This window comes from Streptomyces sp. NPDC030838 (assembly GCF_055572035.1).
In genome coordinates this window covers 619,149-636,303 of the sequence record NZ_JBVIED010000001.1, presented here as the reverse complement: position 1 = coordinate 636,303, position 17,155 = coordinate 619,149, and the positions used below count along the sequence as shown (strand labels likewise).

Below are 17,155 nucleotides of genomic sequence, written 5' to 3'. Positions count from 1 at the left end.
CCGCGGCGACTTGTGGCCGAGTTGCCGTCGTCCCCCACACGCGAAGGAGTTCAGCATGCCCAGACCCCAGGCGTTACCCCGGTACGTCGCGCGGTTGCTCACCGTGCTCGCCGTCCTGGCGGCGCTCGTACCGGCGACCGGTGCGGCCGCCACCCGCGCGCAGGCGGCCGACACCTGGAATCCGCCCGCCCACCTGGTGCAGCCGCTCGGGGAGGTGTGGAACCACGTCGAGTCGACGTACCCGGACCTCTACGGCTTCCGCAACTACGGCTGGGACCAGGTCATGGCCAACAAGGGCAGCGTCAACTACTGCGTGCGCTGGGAGTCCGACGCCCCCGTCAGCGCCGCCCTGCGGGACCGGATCCACGCCGCGCTGAAGAAGCAGTTCGGCAAGTGGATGGCGGCCATGGTGGACAACGGCGTGGGCCACAACGCCTGGCCGTACACCAACGTGTCCGTCAACATCGTCGGCTGGGCCGTGAAGAACCGCTCGAGGCTCCAGTGGACCGACAACTCCGTCGACATCCACACCGGCATCCTCGACGGCGGCGGCGCCCCGCAGTGCGCGCCGGACTGCGGCCGCTTTTTCCACCAGGACGGGGACTACTCGAAGTGCCCAGGCGGCGCGGCACGCCACTACGACCAGTCACTGTGGCTGACCAAGGGCTTCCAGGGCGGGGCCGGCGGCGACTGGGGGCAGCGGCTCGGACAGGAGTACTTCACCGGCGCGCTGGCCCAGGAGAACATCCACATCTATCTGCACGAGGTCGGCCACACCTTCGGCCTCGACGACTTCTACGACTGGACGCCGACCGGCCAGTGCTGCTTCCTGATGAAGGCGGGCAGCGCCACGCAGATCACCGAGTTCGACAAGTGGATGCTGCGGGACTTCTGGCGGCACCTGAAGAGCCGGTACGGCTACTGATCAGCCGCTGATCCGCTGATCGCGCAGCCGGCCGGTGCTCACGCCGGCTCCGACCCCGATTCCACCATCCGCCGCAGCAGATCCCGCAGCGCCAGCCGCTCCTCCTCGCTGAGCGCGGCCAGCGGCTCGCGGGCGAAGCGCAGGGACTCGCGCAGGTCGCGGGCGACGCGGCGGCCCTCGTCCGTGACCGCCGCGACCTTGATGCGGCGGTCGGCGGGGTCGGGTCGGCGTTCGACCAGGCCGCGGGACTCCAGGCGGTCGACGATCCCGGTGACGTTGGACGGCTCGCACCGCAGCTTGTGGGCGAGCTTGCGCATGGGCAGCGGGCCGAGGGAGAGCAGGATGAGGAGCTTCGCCTGGGCGCCGGTGAGGGCGTGCCCGGCGGCGGCCTCCTCGAATTCCGCGTGGTAGCGGGCCACGACCGCGCCGATGAGGTCGACGACTTCCAGGGTGAGGTCATCGGGGCGGCGGGTCGGGTGTGAGGTGGTGGCCATGGCTTCCAGGGTACCGGGTTGCTTGACATCCTGAAATATTCAGGCGCATGGTTGTTTCAGGTCCTGAAACATCCGAGAGGTGCACCTGTCATGTCCGACACCCCCACGCTTCCCGCCGTCAACCGTGAATGGCACCTGCTGAGCCGCCCGGTCGGCTGGCCCAAGCCCGAGGACTTCGCCCTGGTCGAGGCGGAGGTTCCGACCCCGCGCGAGGGTCAGGTGCTGGTGCGGAACCTGTACCTCTCCGTGGACCCGTACATGCGCGGCCGGATGAGTGACGCCAAGTCGTACGTCGCCCCCTTCGAGCTGGGCAAGGTCATGCAGGGCGGCGCCGTCGGCGAGGTCGTCGCCTCCAACGCCGAGGGCTTCGAGGCCGGCGACCACGTCCTGCACTTCCTCGGCTGGCGCGAGTACGCCGCCGTCAGCGCCGAGCACGCCGTCAAGGTCGACCCGAACGCCGCGCCCCTGTCCACCTACCTCGGCGTCCTCGGCATGACCGGCCTCACCGCCTACGCCGGCCTGCTGCGCACCGCCGCGTTCAAGGAGGGCGACGTCGTCTTCGTGTCCGGCGCGGCCGGTGCCGTGGGCAGCCAGGTCGGCCAGATCGCCAAGCTCAAGGGCGCCTCGCGGGTGATCGGCTCCGCCGGGTCCGCGGAGAAGGTGAAGCTGCTGGTCGAGGAGTACGGCTTCGACGCCGCCTTCAACTACAAGGACGGCCCGGTCGCCGAGCAGCTGCGCGAGGCCGCGCCCGACGGCGTCGACGTCTACTTCGACAACGTCGGCGGCGACCACCTGGAGGCCGCCATCGGCTCCCTGAACGAGGGTGGCCGGATCGCGGTCTGCGGCATGATCTCGGTCTACAACAACACCGAGCCCGCCCCCGGCCCGAGGAACCTGGCCCGCCTGATCCAGACCCGCGGCCGGATCGAAGGCTTCCTGGTCGGCGACCACTACGACCTCCAGCCGCAGTTCGTCCGGGAGGTCGGCCCCTGGGTCGCGTCGGGCGCGCTGAAGTACCGCGAGACCGTCGTCGAGGGCATCGAGAACAACCTGGAGGCGTTCCTCGGCGTGCTGCGCGGCGACAACACCGGAAAGATGATCGTCAAGCTGTAGGGCTGTTGCTGAATTTTCGGCATGCGGTAACTTCTTTCCGAAACCGCCGTCGATCGTGGGCGCGAGTCGAGGCGGACGAGGAGGAAGACCACCGCATGCCCATTCAGCAGTCCGACGTCCTGTACACCGCCGTCGCCACCGCCGAGAACGGCCGCGACGGCCGGGTCGCCACCGACGACGGCAAGCTCGACGTCGTCGTCACCCCGCCCGTCGAGCTGGGCGGCAGCGGCACCGGCACCAACCCGGAGCAGCTGTTCGCCGCCGGTTACAGCGCCTGCTTCCAGGGCGCCCTCGGCGTCGTAGCCCGCCAGGAGGGCGCCGACGTCTCCGGCTCCACCGTCACCGCGAAGGTCGGCATCGGCAAGAACGACGACGGCTTCGGTCTGATCGTCGAGATCTCCGCGACCATCCCGAACGTGGACGCGGAGGCCGCCCAGGCCCTGATCAAGAAGGCCCACGAGGTCTGCCCGTACTCGAAGGCGACCCGCGGCAACATCACCGTGACGCTGGTCTGACGCCACTCGTTGCGTACGACGAAGGCCGCACCCTTGGACGTGGGGTGCGGCCTTCGCCTCTGCGGTCATGCCGCCAGTGCCGCGCTGTGCACCGCCCGCACGAACCGTTCGTTCTCCGGCGCCGCGCCGCCCGGGTAGGCGAAGCGGCGCCGGGTGTAGCCGTAGGCCAGGCCGGAGCGGGGGTCGGCGAAGCCCTGGGAGCCGCCGGCGCCGCTGTGGCCGAAGGTGCCGGCCCCCAGGAACGGGTACGCCACGGCGGCCGTGGCCTGGAAGCCGAGGCCGAAGGCGCGGAAGCCCTGGGACACCAGGTCGTGGCCGGCGGAGTGGATCTGGCCGACCTCGGCGATGGTGTCGGGCTTGAGCAGCGGCGGCCGCCCGTCCAGCTCGCCGATGGCCGCCGCGTACATCCCGGCGATCCCGCGCGCGGCCGCCACCCCGCCCGCGGACGTCGGCCCCTTGGCCCGCACCAGCCGGGAGTTGGCGTGGTCCACCAGCGTCCCGGCGCCCGGCGCATGGGCGTTGAACGCGATGGAGCCCAGTGAGTGCGGCCCCGTCGGCTCCGCGTCCAGCTCCGCCTGCTGCTCCGGCGTCGGCGCCATCGGCAGCACGTTGCGGAACCGCGGCTCCAGCGCCTCGGGCAGCCCGAGGTGGAAGTCCAGGCCGTACGGCGCCCGCACCCGTTCCTCGAACAGCTCCTGGGTGGTACGGCCCGTGGCCCGCCGCACCACCTCACCGGTGAGCGCGCCGATCACATACGCGTGGTAGCCGAACGCCGCACCGGGCCGCCAGAACGGCCGCTGATCGGCGAGCCGTTCGGCGATCGCCCGGTCGTCCGCCAGCTCCTCGTGGCTGAACCCGGCGTCCAGCCCCACCACACCGGCCCGGTGCGCGAGCAGATCCCGCAGGGTCACCGCACCCTTGCCCTCGGCGCCGAACTCCGGCCAGTAGTACGTGACCTTCCGGTCCAGCTCGAGGGTGCCGTCCTGCACGAGCAGCGCGACCACGAGGTGTGCCGCGCCCTTGGTCGTGGAGAACACGCCGTACAGGGAGTCGGCGCGCACGCCCTCGCCGGCCCACAGGTCGACGACCTGTCTGCCGTGCACATACGCGCACAACTGCCCCTCGTAGTCCGGCCGTTCCTCCGCCACGAACGCGGCGAACTCCTCCCGTACCGCCTCGTAGCCGTCGGCGACGGTGCCGTGGATCTCCTGCGTCATCCGCTCTCCCTCGTCTTCGTCGTCGGCTCAGCCCCTGCCGGTCTGCTCCATGGTCAACAATGCCCTGGCCACCTGCGAGAACACCCCCTTGGGGTGCGCCCGGAACAGCGGCTCGGTCCCGAACAGCACGGCCTGCGGGCCGCTGACGACCGAGGCACGCCCGGCCGCCTCCGCCGGACCGCCGGCGCCCGTCTCACCGGCCCGCCAGTGCCCGGACAGCAGCGGGTCGCCGCCCGCGTACGACTGCTCCACGCGCACACCGGGGCCCAGATCCGTGAACCACACCGGCGCGTAGACGAAGCTGTGGGACGGCGAACCGGCCGTCAGCGGACCGGAGTTCACCACTCGCACCACGCCGTTGGCGTCCCCGTTGCCCTCCACGGCGTGCGCCTTCAACAGCCCCGTCGCCTCGCTCAGCGCGGCCCCGTCGGCCCCGCGGCCGACCAGCCCGTGCCCGGCGGCCAGGAACGCCTCCAGCGCCTCACGCGCCGCCGGGGTCAACGCGCGGTGGTCCAGCCCGGCCGACACGAACAGCACATCCACGCCCGACCAGTCGAAGCCCGCGTTCAGCACACCCGTCGAGACCGGCGTCACCTCGAAGCCCATCTCCCGCAGCGCGAACAGCTCACCCGGCGTGACGGCGGCGGCGACGCGGACGCGCTCCAGCGGAGCGGTGCCCCGGGCCGTCGTACCGTCGAACGCCACGTCGTACGTCCGGGCCGCCTCGGCCGCCTGACGGCGCGCGGACCCCGGCACGATCGCACTGCCGTCGGCGGACCGCCGTACCGTCACGCCCTGACGCAGCAGGGAGTTGAGGGCCGCGATCTCGCGCGGGTCGTCGAGGCGGAGCCGCAGGTCACCGTGCGGGGCGACGTGAGCCACGGGCGAGGCGGCGCGCACCGGGCGCAGGACGGCGTACGGAAGCCGGCCGTCGGGCACGGGCCGCACCTCGGCCCCCCACAGCCGGCCGAGGCTCCAGCCGGAGATGTCGTACATCACCGACACCTTGTCGCTGATGTCCCGCCCGTCCGCGAGCAGCGCGTTGGCGAGCCCGCGCCTGGGCTGGCGCATGTCGACGACGTACGAGCCCTTCGGATAGCCGGGGACGGCGTGGGCGACGCGGGTGACGCGGACCTCGTTGGCGACGAGGTGGTCGACGAGGCGGGCGGTGGCCGGGCCGCCCGGCGGGAGGACGTAGGCGCGCGGGAAGGTGGTGGTGTAGACGTCCTCGGGGCCGATGCCGGGGACGCCCGGCACGGTCCGCTCCGAGACCGGGACCTGCGCCGCGCCGGCCGCCCCGCGCCGGAAGACCTCGATCTGGTCGGCGACGAGAGCGCCGCGGTGCCGCTGGACGTGGCCGAGGGTGGCGGTCATGGCCGCCTCCGCGACCGCCACGTTGATCGCCGACCGGCGGCGCAGCTCGCTCACCGGCAGGGTGTCGTAGGAGGCGTTGTTCACCCGCAGCGGGATCTCCACCGTGTGCGCGGCGACCGCGCCGTGGAAGGCGGCGTACTGCGGGGTGAAGATGGGCGGCCAGTCGTCCCAGCCCTCCTCCTGGTCGCGGAAAGGTATCTGCGCGGGCTGCACGCCGTCCTTCTCGGCGGTGTAGCCGAGGCCGTTGACGGCGGCTTCCATGTCGAGGGCGTTGGCGTAGGTGTTCTTCAGGAACAGGTCGTACTCGTAGTTCTCGCCGTGCGGCGGGGTCGTGGGCTCGATCAGCGTGCCGTTGACATAGCCGTGCAGGTCCAGCATGACGACCGGCTGCTTGTCCAGCATGATCTGCCGCATCGCCCGGGTCTCCGGCTGCGAGGCGGTGACGAAGTCCCGGTTCAGGTCGAAGCCGTTGGCGTTGGCGCGGGTCCCGGCGATCCGTCCGTCGGGGTTCGCGGTGATGTTGAAGTACAGCCGGCTGTGCGCGAGCAGCTCCTTCGTCCTCGCGTCGTTCGCGGTCGCGAGGCGCTCGATGAGCCGGAGGGAGGCGTCGGTGCCCTCCCACTCGTTGCCGTGGATGTTGTTGTTGAAGAAGACGGGGGCCTTGTACGCCGCCTTCAGTCGCGGGTCCTTCGCCGCGGTCGCCGGGGCCCGCTCGATGAGCTCCCGCATCCGGTGCTGGGCGCGGGCCTGGGACGCGGTCTCCGGGGCGGTCACGGTGACGAGATAGAGCCGGTGACCGCCCGCCGAACGCCCCGCCACCTCGACGCTCACCCGGTCGCCCAGCTCCTGGAGGGCGTTCAGCCGGGAGGCGATGGCGTGGTACGGGACGAGGCCGAGCTTGGGGGACTTGTCGGCCGGGTTCTCGGGATCGGGGGTGAGGGTCTGTTCGCGGGGGTAACCGCGCATGTCGGCCGCCGCGGGGGCGGGTGCGGCCGCGAGAGCCCGGCGGGCCGCGCTCTCCGGGGACATGGCGGCCCGGCTGCGCTCGACGGCCGGGGACTCCCTCGTCGCGGGGACTGTCTCCGCACCGGCGGCGCCGGGTTGGACCAGCAGAAGGGAACTCGCCGAGGCGAGGGCGAGGGTGGTGATCAGGACGGGTCTCGCAGCGGTGGTTCTCGTGGTGCGCACGCGTACCTCCTCCGGGCTTCCTGAGATCGGTACGGCGAGGTGTACATGTTCGACTCATCCGCAACAAGAGGGACTTGCCGTCACCCGAGGCCGCATCCGCCACCCGATAGAGTTCGGCCATGCGCGATCTCGGGGTTGGCTTCGGCTATCTGATCAAGGGCCAGCGATGGGTGGCCCGGCACGGCAGGCAGTTCGGGTTCGGGTTGCTGCCCGGGCTGATCACCCTGGTGCTGTACGCCGCCGCCCTCACCGCGCTCGCGCTCTGGGGCGCCGACTCCGTCGCCTGGGCGACGCCGTTCGCGGACGACTGGTCGGACCCGTGGCTGGGCCTGTTCCGCGGCCTGCTGACCGTCGTCCTGTTCGCGCTGTCGCTGCTGCTGGCCGTCGTCACGTTCACGGCCGTGACCCTGCTGATCGGACAGCCCTTCTACGAGAGCCTGTCGGAGGCGGTGGACCGGGACGTCTCCCCGGACGGCACCGCCCCCGAGTCCGGCCTGCCGCTCTGGCGGGAACTGTGGATCTCCGGCCGGGACAGCCTGCGGATCGTCGTCCGGGCCGCCGTGTGGGGTGTGCTGCTGTTCGCGCTCGGTTTCATTCCGGTCGTGGGGCAGACGGTCGTCCCGGTCCTCGGCTTCTTCGTCACCGGCTTCTTCCTCACCGAGGAGCTGACCGCGGTCGCCCTCCAGCGCCGCGGAGTCGTGCTGCGCGACCGCCTCGCCCTGCTCCGCTCCCGCAAGACCCTGGTCTGGGGCTTCGGCACGCCCCTCGGCGTGGCCTTCCTGGTCCCGTTCGTGGCGGTCTTCCTGATGCCGGGCGCGGTCGCGGGCGCCACGCTGCTCGCCCGTGACCTGCGCGGGGAGGAGACCGCCGGGGACGACGGCAACGACCGGCAGCACGAGGGTGCCGTCCGCTGACCCGGGCGGCCCGTTCAGGGCCGACCGGTCGCGACGGCCACGATCGACCGCACCTGCGCGATGATGTCCAGCCGGTTGCGGACGAACTCGGGGTCGGTGATCTCCGTGGTGTTCCCGGCGGCGAACTGGAGCACGGGCGTGTGGACATGGCCGCCGGGCAGGGTGTCGCGCAGCCCCAGCCGGTCCCGCAGCAGCGTCGCCCGGTAGGCGATCTCGTTGGAGAGGTAGTCCCCGCCGCCCCCGGCCCGCGCCGTCGATCCGGGCGTCGGCCCGTCCGGCCGTACGACGGGCTCGGCGCCACCCGCCGGTATCTCGGTCACGGCGGTGTTGTCGCGGACCGGGAAGCGGCCGGTGTCCGCCGCCACGATGTCCTTGTACGGCAGCGTCGTCGACGTCCACTGCGGCTGCGTGGCCGGGTCGGCGACCGGGACGGTCTCCGCGCGGCCGGTGTTCTCGTTGTCGGCGAAGCCGCCCCGCCACGCGCCGTTGGTCCGCTCGAGGTCGAACCGCCCGATCCGGCCCTGGCTCACGGTCGCGAACAGGTCGATCCGCGGCAGGTGCGGCCGTAGCGTCCGCTCGACCGTCCCCTCGGTGAAGTCCCGCCAGCGCACCGGGAACACCGCGGTCTCCACCCGCGCCGGCCCGTCCGCCGTCTCCACCACCGTGCCGTCGAGGGCGAGCGCGGCGGCCCCGGACGGGTTGGAGATACGGATGTCCCGGTCGAGGGTGAAGGGGTCGAAGCCGGTGACCAGGACGCGCTTGAGGCCCCTGTCGTCGTTGTGGGGGTAGCGGAGGTCGGCCTGCCCGCGAGAGGTCCGCTCCAAGGCGTCCAGCAGCGCGGCCCGTTGCGGCTCGGAGAGACCGAACTCCGGCTGCCAGGCCCGCACCTCCCGAGTCATCCCCAGCCGCGCCCAGTACAGCGGCCGGTCGTCGTCGCGGCTGAGATCCCCGCCCAGCGGCCCCCGCCCCTGCGCCCGGTCGACCGCCCGCCGCCACAGGGCCGCCCCCTGGCGTACGACGACGGCGCGCGCCTGGCCGTAGGAGCGTGCCGCGCCCAGCACCTCGGCGAACTCCGGTGCCACGTCGGCGAATCCGGAGCGGCGCAGGATCTCCTGCGGGACGGCGCGGTCCAGCCGCTGTTCCTCGACGGTCGCGGCGGTCGTGCCGGTGGTGGCGGTGGCCGGGGCGGTGAGGCCGGTGACGAGCGCCAGTCCGAGGAGAGCGCCGATCCGGACACGTACGGATATCACGGCGGTTGGGTTCCTTCCGTCGCCGGGAGAGCATGGTGCGGGACGGCGGAAGTCTCCCCGAGACACGTGTGGTCTACGCGGTCACTCCTCGCCCAACAGGCTGAGGAAGTCCCGGAACGCCCCGGCATGTCCACCGAGTCCGGGTCCAGCTACTCGGCGCGCAGGACCTCCGCGGTCGCTGCCGCCAACCTGAACACCGCCCCGGCCGTGCCCGTCGAAGAGGTCGTCGAGATTCCGCGCCGGGCGTTCGAGATCTGGGACGAGACGACCAACTCGTGGTCGTTTGTGAAGGGTTCGTACGAAATCCAGGCGGGGCGCTCGAACGCCGACCGCGGGATCACCGCGACGGTTAACGTCTGAGGCGGGACGACTCGTCCTGCCGAGCAGCCCCGGTCCGGCACCTGACCCCGGACCGGGGCTCGTCCCTGTCGGGCCCCGGTCGAGAAGTCAGCCCCTTGTCGAGAAGCCGTAGACGGTCTCCGACCGGAAGGTCTCGCCCGGCCGCAGCACCGTGCTCGGGAACTCGGGCCGGTTCGGCGAGTCCGGGACGTGCTGGGTCTCCAGCGCGATTCCGGCGCCGGGGGAGAGGGGGCCGTCGAGGTGGTCCGCGGTGTACAGCTGGAGGCCGGGCTCGGTGGTCGCCACCGTCAGCACCCGCCCGGACGCCGGGTCGTACAGCTCGGCGACCTCCTCCGCCGTCGCCGTGACGCCCTTGTCCAGCACGAAGTTGTGGTCGTACCCGGAACCGGTCGGCCGCGCCTTGCGGAAGTCGAACCGGGTCCCGGCGACCTCCGCCACCCCGGTCGGGATCAGCTCGCCGTCGACCGGGGTGTACCGCGAGGCGGCGATCCGCAGCTCGTGTCCGCCCGCGGGGCCGGACCCGGCGCCGGCGAGGTTGAAGTAGCTGTGGTTCGTCAGGTTCACCACCGTCGGCGCGTCCGTGACCGCCTCGTACCCGATCCGCAGCGCCCCGTCCGCGTCCAGCGTGTACGTCGCCGAGACCGTCAGCCGCCCCGGGAACCCCTCCTCGCCGTGCGGGCTGACCCGGCTCAGCCGCAGCCCGTGCTCGACCGGCGTCACCTCCCACACCCGCCGGTCGAAGCCGCGCTCGCCGCCGTGCAGCGAGTTCGGACCGTTGTTCGGCGCGAGGGCGTACGTCAGCCCGTCCAGCTCGAAACGGCCGCCCGCGATCCGGTTGGCGTAGCGGCCGACGAGCGCGCCCAGATACGGGCCGGGGTTCTTCAGGTAGCCGTCCAGCTCCTCGAATCCCAGCACGACGTTCGCCGTCCGGCCGTCCCGGCCGGGCACCTCCACCGACTGCACGATCCCGCCGTACGAGAGAACCCGCACCCGCACGCCGGCCCGCTCCAGGGTCCAGCGCCGCACCGGCGTGCCGTCGGGAAGTGTGCCGAAGTGTTCGTTCATGAGCGGAACCCTAGGTCACCGGCCTAGGAGGGCGCCTCGCGGGCCGTCACCGTGCGATAGGCGATCTCCGCGAGCCGCGCCTGGCCGTCCTTGCTCGGATGGAACCAGTCCCAGGGGCTCAACTGCTCGCCGTCGAACCGATATTCGAACACCGCGCCGCCGTCGGAGCGGCAGTACCGGTCCTTCGCGCACACCTCGCGCAGCACCTCGTTGTACGCCTCCACCCGCTGCTGCACCGTCGACCGCCGCAGGTTCGCCGCCGCGTCCAGGGCGTCCGCGTCGTCCAGCATCGACGGGCAGATGCCCAGCTTCCACACCTGCTTGCCCAGCGCGCTGGTCCGGCCCTGCGACCACAGCCGCTTCAGATCCGGCACGCTCGCCACGTACACCTGCGCCTTGGGCGCGCTTCGGCGCAGGGTGCGCAGGGCGTCCGTGAAGTCGGCGCGGAAGTCGGCCACCGAGGTCATCGCGTCCGTGGAGGCCCGGCAGGCGTCGTTCGCGCCCGCCATCACCGTCACCAGCTCCGGCTTGCGGGCCGCCGCCCGTGCCATCTGCCCGGGCAGATCCGCCATCCGCGCCCCGGTGGCCGCGTAGTTCCAGCTGTGCGAGGCCGCGCGGGCCCGCCCCAGCAGCCGTACGGCCAGACTGTCCACGTCCGGGCTGGTGCCGGTCGCCCAGGACACCTCGGGGCAGTCCGACAGGACCGAGCAGGCGTCGAAGCCGCGGGTGATGGAGTCGCCGACGGCGGCGATCGAACGCGGGGTGGAGTCCCAGGCCGGCGTCGGCGTGGGCGACGGCCGGCGCGACTCGCCGCGCGACGGGCCCGGCGAGGCGCTGCCCACGGCGTCGCAGCCGGTGATCCCCAGCACGGCGGCCGCGGTCAGGGACGCGAGGACGGCCCGTGAACGATGGTGCCGGTTCCGCAGGTTCCGCATGCCCTGGTCCATCCCCTTGTCACCCGTGATGTCGTGTCATGTTCCCCAACCCATGACAACGCGCCAGGGTTCCCGGCGCACCCCATGCAACGGGTCACACCCGCACAGGCGTCCTGCCGGGTGAATGGCGGACGTTTCCCGGTACCGGGACCGACGGTACGTCACACTCCTTGCGCCGCCGCACGGTAGCCTCGCCATCAACGTGGCCTGCCCGGCCACCACCGCCCGCCCATCCGCACCCTGTCCCGCTCTGCCCGGAGGTCCCGGTGACGACACGTGGAGTTCTGTACGTGCACTCCGCGCCGCGCGCGCTGTGCCCGCACGTCGAGTGGGCCGTCGCCGGGGTGCTCGGCACGCGCGTCAACCTCGACTGGATCCGGCAGCCCGCCGCCCCCGGCACCTGGCGCTCGGAGTTCTCCTGGCAGGGCGAGGCGGGCACCGCGTCCAAGCTGGCCTCCGCGCTGCGCGGCTGGCACCTCCTCCGCTTCGAGGTCACCGCGGAACCCTGCCCCACCGCCGAGGGCGAGCGCTACAGCTGCACCCCCGACCTCGGCATCTTCCACGCCGTCACCGGCATCCACGGCGACATCCTCATCCCCGAGGACCGCCTCCGCGCGGCCCTGCTCCGCAGCCGGCGCGGCGAGACGGACCTGGAGGAGGAGATCGCCAAGCTCCTCGGCAAGCCCTGGGACGACGAGTTGGAGCCGTTCAGGTACGCGGGCGAAGGTGCCCCGGTGCGCTGGCTCCACCAGGTGGTGTGAGTTTCCCGTCCACGCCGAAGGGCCCCCACCGCGCGGTGGGGGCCCTTCAGGTTCGTACAGAAGCGTCCTACGGTGCTCAGACCGTGCGGAACGCCAGGACCACGTTGTGGCCGCCGAAGCCGAACGAGTCGTTCAGCGCGGCGATCCGGCCGTCGACCGGCAGCTTGCGGGCCTCACCGCGCACGATGTCCGCGTTGGCCTCCGCCTCCGGGTCGAGGTTCTCCACGTTGATGGTGGGCGGCGCCACGCGGTGGTACAGCGCGAGGATGGTCGCGACGGACTCGACACCACCGGCGCCACCGAGCAGGTGACCGGTCATCGACTTCGTCGCCGACACCGCGAAGTGGTCGGCCTCGTCACCGAACACCTTCCGCAGCGCCTTCAGCTCGGCCACGTCACCGGCCGGCGTCGACGTGGCGTGCGCGTTCACGTGCACGATCTCCGCCGGGTCCAGGTCGGTCCGCTCCAGCAGGTTCTGCAGCGCGTGCGCGATACCGCGGCCCTCGGGCTCCGGCTGCACGATGTCGTGGCTGTCGGCGGAGATGCCCTGCCCGACCGCCTCGGCGTACACGCGGGCCCCGCGCCTCGCCGCGTGCTCGGCGGACTCCAGGACGATCACACCGGCGCCCTCGCCGAGGACGAAGCCGTCACGCGCCACGTCGTACGGCCGGGACGCGCCCTGCGGGTCGTCGTTGTTCTTGGACATCGCCATCATGTTGCCGAACGCGGCGATCGGCAGCGGGTGGATCGCCGCCTCCGTGCCACCCGCGACGACGACGTCGGCGCGGCCCGTGCGGATCATCTCGATGGCGTAGCCGATGGCCTCGGCGCCGGACGCGCACGCGGAGACCGGCGTGTGCACGCCCGCGCGGGCGCCCACGGCCAGACCCACGTTGGCCGACGGGCTGTTCGGCATGAGCATGGGGACGGTGTGCGGGGAGACGCGGCGGACGCCCTTCTCCTTCAGCACGTCGTACTGGTCCAGCAGGGTCGTCACACCGCCGATACCGGAGGCGATGACGGCGCCCAGCCGGTCCGGGTCGACGGAGGAGTCCTCGCCGGCCTTGCCGGTGAAGCCCGCGTCGGCCCACGCCTCCTGGGCGGCGACCAGTGCGAACTGCGCCGACCGGTCCAGGCGGCGGGCCTGCGGCCGGGGGATGACCTCGGTGGGCTCCACGGCCACGGGCGCGGCGATACGGACCGCCTGCTCGGCGGCCCAGTCCTGCTCGAGGGGCTTGACGCCGGAGCGCCCGGCGATCAGGCCCTCCCAGGTGGAGGCTGCGTCGCCACCCAGCGGTGTGGTTGCGCCGATACCGGTGACGACCACGGTGCGATTGGTCGGGCTCACGGGAATTCTTTCTCCAGATAAGAGGGATTCAACGGCGCCACCGCCGGGTGGCGGGGCAGGCAACGAGCCTGAGGATCAGGCCTGGTGCTTAAGGATGTACTCGGTAGCGTCGCCGACGGTCTTGAGGTTCTTGACGTCCTCGTCGGGGATCTTGACGTCGAAGCGCTCCTCGGCGGCGACGACGACCTCGACCATGGACAGCGAGTCGACGTCCAGGTCGTCGGTGAAGGACTTGTCCAGCTGGACGTCCTCAACCGGGATGCCGGCGATCTCGTTCACGATGTCGGCGAGACCGGCGACGATCTCTTCCTGAGTGGCGGCCATGTTGGCGCTCCTTCGTTGATTTTCCAGAGGGTGTGGCGGTGGACTCCGTAGCGGACCGGGTGATCCGGCACGGAGTGCCTAGGGGAGGGTAACGACCGTGGCGGCGTAGACGAGACCCGCCCCGAATCCGATGACGAGCGCGGTGTCGCCGCTCTTCGCCTCGCCGGTCGCCAGAAGCCGCTCCATCGCGAGCGGAATCGAGGCGGCCGAGGTGTTGCCGGTGGTCCGGACGTCACGGGCGACCGTGACGGACTCCGGCAGCTTCAGGGTCTTCACCATCGAGTCGATGATCCGCTCGTTGGCCTGGTGCGGGATGAAGACATCCAGGTCGGCGGCGCTGATCCCGGCCGCGTCCAGCGCCTGCTGGGCGACCTTCGCCATCTCGAAGACGGCCCAGCGGAACACCGCCTGGCCCTCCTGCGTGATCGCGGGGAAGCGCTCGACGTCGCCCGTGCGGTAGTCCGTCCACGGCACGGTCTGCTTGATGGTCTCGGACTTGTCGCCCTCGGAGCCCCAGATGGTGGGGCCGATCGCGGGCTCGTTCGAGGGGCCGACGACGACCGCGCCGGCGCCGTCGCCGAACAGGAAGGCCGTCGCCCGGTCCTCCAGGTCGGTCAGGTCGCTCAGCCGCTCCACGCCGATGACGAGTACGTGCTCTGCCGAGCCCTCGACGATCAGGCCCTTGGCGAGGGTCAGGCCGTAGCCGAAGCCCGCGCAGCCCGCCGAGATGTCGAACGCGGCGGCCTTGTTCGTGCCGAGCTTGTCGGCGATCTCGGTGGCGACGGCCGGGGTCTGCTTGAAGTGTGTGACGGTGGAGACGATCACCGCGCCGATCTGCTCGGCGGTGATTCCGGCGTCCGCGATGGCCTTGCCGGACGCCTCGATGGACATCGCGGCGACGGTCTCCTCGTCGTCCGCCCAGTGCCGCGTCTGGATGCCGGACCGCGAACGGATCCACTCGTCCGAGGAGTCGATCGTCTCGAGGATCACCTCGTTGGGCACCACGCGGGTGGGCCGGTAGCCGCCCACGCCCAGGATGCGGGCGTACGGGGCGCCCTTGGCGGGCTTGATCTTCGACATGTGTCGGTCGGCTCCTTAAGCCTCAGGCGTGCTCTGCGATGAGCTCGCGGGCCGCGTCCAGGTCGTCGGGGGTCTTCAGAGCCAGCGTCTTCACGCCGGGCAGCGCGCGCTTGGCGAGACCGGTGAGGGTGCCGCCGGGGCAGACCTCCAGCAGGGCGGTGACGCCCAGCTCCTTGAAGGTCTCCATGCACAGGTCCCAGCGGACCGGGTTGGCGACCTGGCCGACCAGCCGGGAGACGACCTCGTCACCGGTGGCGACGGCCCGCCCGTCCTTGTTGGAGATGTAGGTGACCTTCGGGTCGGCCGGCGTCAGCTCGCGCGCGGCCTCGGCCAGCTTGTCGACCGCGGGGGCCATGTGGTGCGTGTGGAACGCGCCGGCCACCTTCAGCGGAACGATCTTGCGGACGCCCTCGGGCTTGTCCTCGTTCAGCGCGGCCAGCTGCTCCAGCGTGCCCGCGGCGACGATCTGGCCCGCGCCGTTGACGTTCGCCGGGGTCAGGCCCAGCTTCTCCAGGTGGGCGACGCTCACCTCGGGGTCGCCACCGAGCAGCGCCGACATGCCGGTCGCGGTGATCGCCGCGGCCTCGGCCATGGCCAGGCCGCGCTTGCGGACGAGGGTCAGGGCGGCGGTGTCGTCGAGGACCCCGGCGAACGCGGCGGCGGTGATCTCACCGACGCTGTGGCCCGCGACCGCACCCGGCTGGATGTCACCGAGTGCCGTGGCCGACAGGATGCCGGCGGCGACCAGCAGCGGCTGGGCGACGGCGGTGTCGCGGATCTCCTCCGCGTCGGCCTTCGTGCCGTAGTGGGCGAGGTCCATTCCGATGGCGTCCGACCAGGCCGCGACACGGTCGGCGGCGCCGGGCAGTTCGAGCCAGGGGGTCAGGAAGCCGGGCGTCTGGGCGCCCTGGCCGGGAGCGACGAGTACGAGCACTCTCACACTCTCTCTTGGGGACGGGCACGGCCGCCCGTGGGGACAAGGACGAAGAACAGCAAGGGGTTTTGTGGGCCCCTCACAAAAGCCTAGGGCTGGAGATCCCCGTCGGCCAGACGCCCCAGGATCAGCGCGATCCGCAGCGTGAACGCGGACCGTACATCGGAAGGCGACCAGCCGGTGACGTCAGTCACACGTCGGAGCCGGTAGCGCACGGTGTTCGGGTGAACGAAGAGCATCCGGGCAGCCCCCTCCAGGCTGCTCGCCTGCTCCAGATAGACGCTCAAGGTTTCCAGGAGCGCCGACCCGGCCTCCTCCAGCGGTCTGTAGATCTCCTCCACCAGCTGCTCACGGGCGCTCGGGTCTCCGGCGATCGCGCGCTCCGGCAGCAGATCGTCCGCCAGCACCGGCCGCGGGGCGTCCTGCCAGGCGGAACACGCCTTGAGCCCGGCCGCGGCCGCCTGCGCGGACCGGGTCGCGGCCAGCAGATCCGGCACGATCGGCCCGGCCACGACGGGCCCGGCGGCGAACGGCCCGATCAGCGACTTGGCGACGGCGAGCGGATTGTCGCTACCGCCCGCGATCACCACCAGCCGGTCCCCGAGCACCCCCGTGAGCACCTGGAGCTTGGCATGCCGTGCCGCCCGCCGGATCGCCTCCACGGTCAGCTCGGAGTCACCGTCGGGTGCCGTGCCCAGCACCACACACACATGCTCGGGCGAGTTCCACCCGAGGGCGGCGGCGCGGCTGACCGCCCCTTCGTCGGCCTCCCCGCTGAGGACGGCGTTGACGACCAGCGACTCCAGCCGGGCGTCCCAGGCACCGCGTGCCTCGGCGGCCTGGGCGTAGACCTGGGCGGTGGCGAAGGCGATCTCGCGGGCGTACACGAGGAGGGCTTCGCGCAGGACGGACTCGTCGCCGGGAGCGGCGACCTCGTCGATCGCGCTCTCCATGACCTCGATGGTGGTGCGCACCATCTCCACGGTCTGGCGCAGCGTGATGGCCCGGGTCAGCTCGCGCGGCGCGGTCCCGAAGACGTCGGTGGAGATCGCCTGCGGCGCGTCCGGATGCCGGAACCACTCGGTGAAGGCGGCGATACCGGCCTGCGCGACCAGCCCGATCCAGGACCGGTTCTCCGGTGGCATGGCCCGGTACCACGGCAGGGTCTCGTCCATCCGTGCGATGGCCTGCGCGGCGAGGGATCCGGAGGACTTCTCCAGCCGCTTCAGGGTCGCGGAGTGCGGATGGACGGCGTGCGCTGCGGCGTCGGACTTGCTGGTTTCGGGTTCGGGCACGGGACAAGACTGCCTTATCGGGACGTGAGCCTGCGCCGCCGGGTCCTCACTGACGTCTACGGT

17 protein-coding genes are annotated in these 17,155 nt (G+C 71.9%); 6 read left to right on the top strand and 11 right to left on the bottom strand.

Translation table 11 applies throughout. The annotated features are described in order from the left end of the window. Positions 1-55 precede the first annotated feature (55 nt). Positions 56-925 (top strand): hypothetical protein, encoded by an 870-nt coding sequence (locus ACZ42A_RS02875; protein WP_468525341.1) that lies wholly within the window; start codon positions 56-58, stop codon positions 923-925. 38 nt (positions 926-963) lie between these two features. Here the strand turns inward: ACZ42A_RS02875 and ACZ42A_RS02870 are convergent, their stop codons facing one another. Continuing rightward, on the bottom strand, positions 964-1,419 hold the full coding sequence (locus ACZ42A_RS02870) for a MarR family winged helix-turn-helix transcriptional regulator (protein WP_468525340.1): 456 nt from the start codon (positions 1,417-1,419) through the stop codon (positions 964-966). Positions 1,420-1,509: 90 nt separating this feature from the next. Here ACZ42A_RS02870 and ACZ42A_RS02865 point away from each other — a divergent pair, with 90 nt between their 5' ends. Then, positions 1,510-2,532, top strand: coding sequence for an NADP-dependent oxidoreductase (locus tag ACZ42A_RS02865; protein WP_468525339.1), 1,023 nt, complete (start codon positions 1,510-1,512; stop codon positions 2,530-2,532). Positions 2,533-2,627: 95 nt separating this feature from the next. Then, a complete protein-coding gene (locus ACZ42A_RS02860; protein WP_468525338.1) occupies positions 2,628-3,047 on the top strand; it encodes an organic hydroperoxide resistance protein in 420 nt (139 codons plus the stop codon). A 65-nt stretch (positions 3,048-3,112) separates the two neighbouring features. Here the strand turns inward: ACZ42A_RS02860 and ACZ42A_RS02855 are convergent, their stop codons facing one another. Further along, on the bottom strand, positions 3,113-4,264 hold the full coding sequence (locus tag ACZ42A_RS02855) for a serine hydrolase domain-containing protein (protein ID WP_468525337.1): 1,152 nt from the start codon (positions 4,262-4,264) through the stop codon (positions 3,113-3,115). A gap of 27 nt (positions 4,265-4,291) precedes the next feature. Next, positions 4,292-6,826 carry a M14 family zinc carboxypeptidase gene (locus ACZ42A_RS02850; RefSeq protein WP_468525336.1) on the bottom strand — a complete coding sequence of 845 codons (2,535 nt, stop codon included), beginning with the start codon at positions 6,824-6,826 and terminating at the stop codon, positions 4,292-4,294. Between the two features lie 119 nt (positions 6,827-6,945). Here ACZ42A_RS02850 and ACZ42A_RS02845 point away from each other — a divergent pair, with 119 nt between their 5' ends. Continuing rightward, positions 6,946-7,740 (top strand): EI24 domain-containing protein, encoded by a 795-nt coding sequence (locus tag ACZ42A_RS02845; RefSeq protein ID WP_468525335.1) that lies wholly within the window; start codon positions 6,946-6,948, stop codon positions 7,738-7,740. 14 nt (positions 7,741-7,754) lie between these two features. Here ACZ42A_RS02845 and ACZ42A_RS02840 read toward each other — a convergent pair whose 3' ends face one another. Then, the gene (locus tag ACZ42A_RS02840) at positions 7,755-8,990 is read right to left on the bottom strand and encodes a pyroglutamyl-peptidase I (RefSeq protein WP_468525334.1); all 1,236 of its coding nucleotides are present in this window, start codon (positions 8,988-8,990) and stop codon (positions 7,755-7,757) included. A 126-nt stretch (positions 8,991-9,116) separates the two neighbouring features. Between ACZ42A_RS02840 and ACZ42A_RS02835 the strand changes: the two genes are divergently transcribed. After that, a complete protein-coding gene (locus ACZ42A_RS02835) occupies positions 9,117-9,350 on the top strand; it encodes a fibronectin type III-like domain-contianing protein (RefSeq protein ID WP_468525333.1) in 234 nt (77 codons plus the stop codon). A gap of 87 nt (positions 9,351-9,437) precedes the next feature. Here ACZ42A_RS02835 and ACZ42A_RS02830 read toward each other — a convergent pair whose 3' ends face one another. Next, positions 9,438-10,415 (bottom strand): aldose epimerase family protein, encoded by a 978-nt coding sequence (locus tag ACZ42A_RS02830; protein WP_468525332.1) that lies wholly within the window; start codon positions 10,413-10,415, stop codon positions 9,438-9,440. Positions 10,416-10,438: 23 nt separating this feature from the next. Next, a complete protein-coding gene (locus ACZ42A_RS02825; protein WP_468526117.1) occupies positions 10,439-11,341 on the bottom strand; it encodes an SGNH/GDSL hydrolase family protein in 903 nt (300 codons plus the stop codon). A gap of 275 nt (positions 11,342-11,616) precedes the next feature. On the opposite strand from ACZ42A_RS02825, the gene ACZ42A_RS02820 reads away from it, so the two are divergent. After that, a complete protein-coding gene (locus tag ACZ42A_RS02820) occupies positions 11,617-12,111 on the top strand; it encodes a DUF3145 domain-containing protein (protein WP_468525331.1) in 495 nt (164 codons plus the stop codon). A 76-nt stretch (positions 12,112-12,187) separates the two neighbouring features. Here the strand turns inward: ACZ42A_RS02820 and fabF are convergent, their stop codons facing one another. From fabF to fasR, 5 genes are all read right to left on the bottom strand, one after another. Further along, complete coding sequence (gene fabF, locus ACZ42A_RS02815) at positions 12,188-13,459, bottom strand: beta-ketoacyl-ACP synthase II (protein WP_468525330.1); 1,272 nt, start codon at positions 13,457-13,459, stop codon at positions 12,188-12,190. 75 nt (positions 13,460-13,534) lie between these two features. After that, complete coding sequence (locus ACZ42A_RS02810) at positions 13,535-13,783, bottom strand: acyl carrier protein (protein WP_043500565.1); 249 nt, start codon at positions 13,781-13,783, stop codon at positions 13,535-13,537. Positions 13,784-13,861: 78 nt separating this feature from the next. Next, a complete protein-coding gene (locus ACZ42A_RS02805) occupies positions 13,862-14,863 on the bottom strand; it encodes a beta-ketoacyl-ACP synthase 3 (RefSeq protein ID WP_468525329.1) in 1,002 nt (333 codons plus the stop codon). 22 nt (positions 14,864-14,885) lie between these two features. Beyond that, the gene (locus ACZ42A_RS02800; protein ID WP_468525328.1) at positions 14,886-15,797 is read right to left on the bottom strand and encodes an ACP S-malonyltransferase; all 912 of its coding nucleotides are present in this window, start codon (positions 15,795-15,797) and stop codon (positions 14,886-14,888) included. An 89-nt stretch (positions 15,798-15,886) separates the two neighbouring features. Then, a complete protein-coding gene (gene fasR, locus ACZ42A_RS02795) occupies positions 15,887-17,092 on the bottom strand; it encodes a fatty acid biosynthesis transcriptional regulator FasR (RefSeq protein ID WP_468525327.1) in 1,206 nt (401 codons plus the stop codon). Positions 17,093-17,155: the final 63 nt, after the last annotated feature.

Excerpts from the sequence above, each read along its gene's own strand:
- ACZ42A_RS02870 (WP_468525340.1), bottom strand. The coding sequence starts at position 1,419 with ATGGCCACCACCTCACACCCGACCCGCCGCCCCGATGACCTCACCCTG.
- ACZ42A_RS02860 (WP_468525338.1), top strand. The coding sequence starts at position 2,628 with ATGCCCATTCAGCAGTCCGACGTCCTGTACACCGCCGTCGCCACCGCC.
- ACZ42A_RS02875 (WP_468525341.1), top strand. The coding sequence starts at position 56 with ATGCCCAGACCCCAGGCGTTACCCCGGTACGTCGCGCGGTTGCTCACC.
- ACZ42A_RS02845 (WP_468525335.1), top strand. The coding sequence starts at position 6,946 with ATGCGCGATCTCGGGGTTGGCTTCGGCTATCTGATCAAGGGCCAGCGA.
- ACZ42A_RS02855 (WP_468525337.1), bottom strand. The coding sequence starts at position 4,264 with ATGACGCAGGAGATCCACGGCACCGTCGCCGACGGCTACGAGGCGGTA.
- ACZ42A_RS02805 (WP_468525329.1), bottom strand. The coding sequence starts at position 14,863 with ATGTCGAAGATCAAGCCCGCCAAGGGCGCCCCGTACGCCCGCATCCTG.
- ACZ42A_RS02830 (WP_468525332.1), bottom strand. The coding sequence starts at position 10,415 with ATGAACGAACACTTCGGCACACTTCCCGACGGCACGCCGGTGCGGCGC.
- ACZ42A_RS02810 (WP_043500565.1), bottom strand. The coding sequence starts at position 13,783 with ATGGCCGCCACTCAGGAAGAGATCGTCGCCGGTCTCGCCGACATCGTG.
- ACZ42A_RS02835 (WP_468525333.1), top strand. The coding sequence starts at position 9,117 with ATGTCCACCGAGTCCGGGTCCAGCTACTCGGCGCGCAGGACCTCCGCG.
- ACZ42A_RS02865 (WP_468525339.1), top strand. The coding sequence starts at position 1,510 with ATGTCCGACACCCCCACGCTTCCCGCCGTCAACCGTGAATGGCACCTG.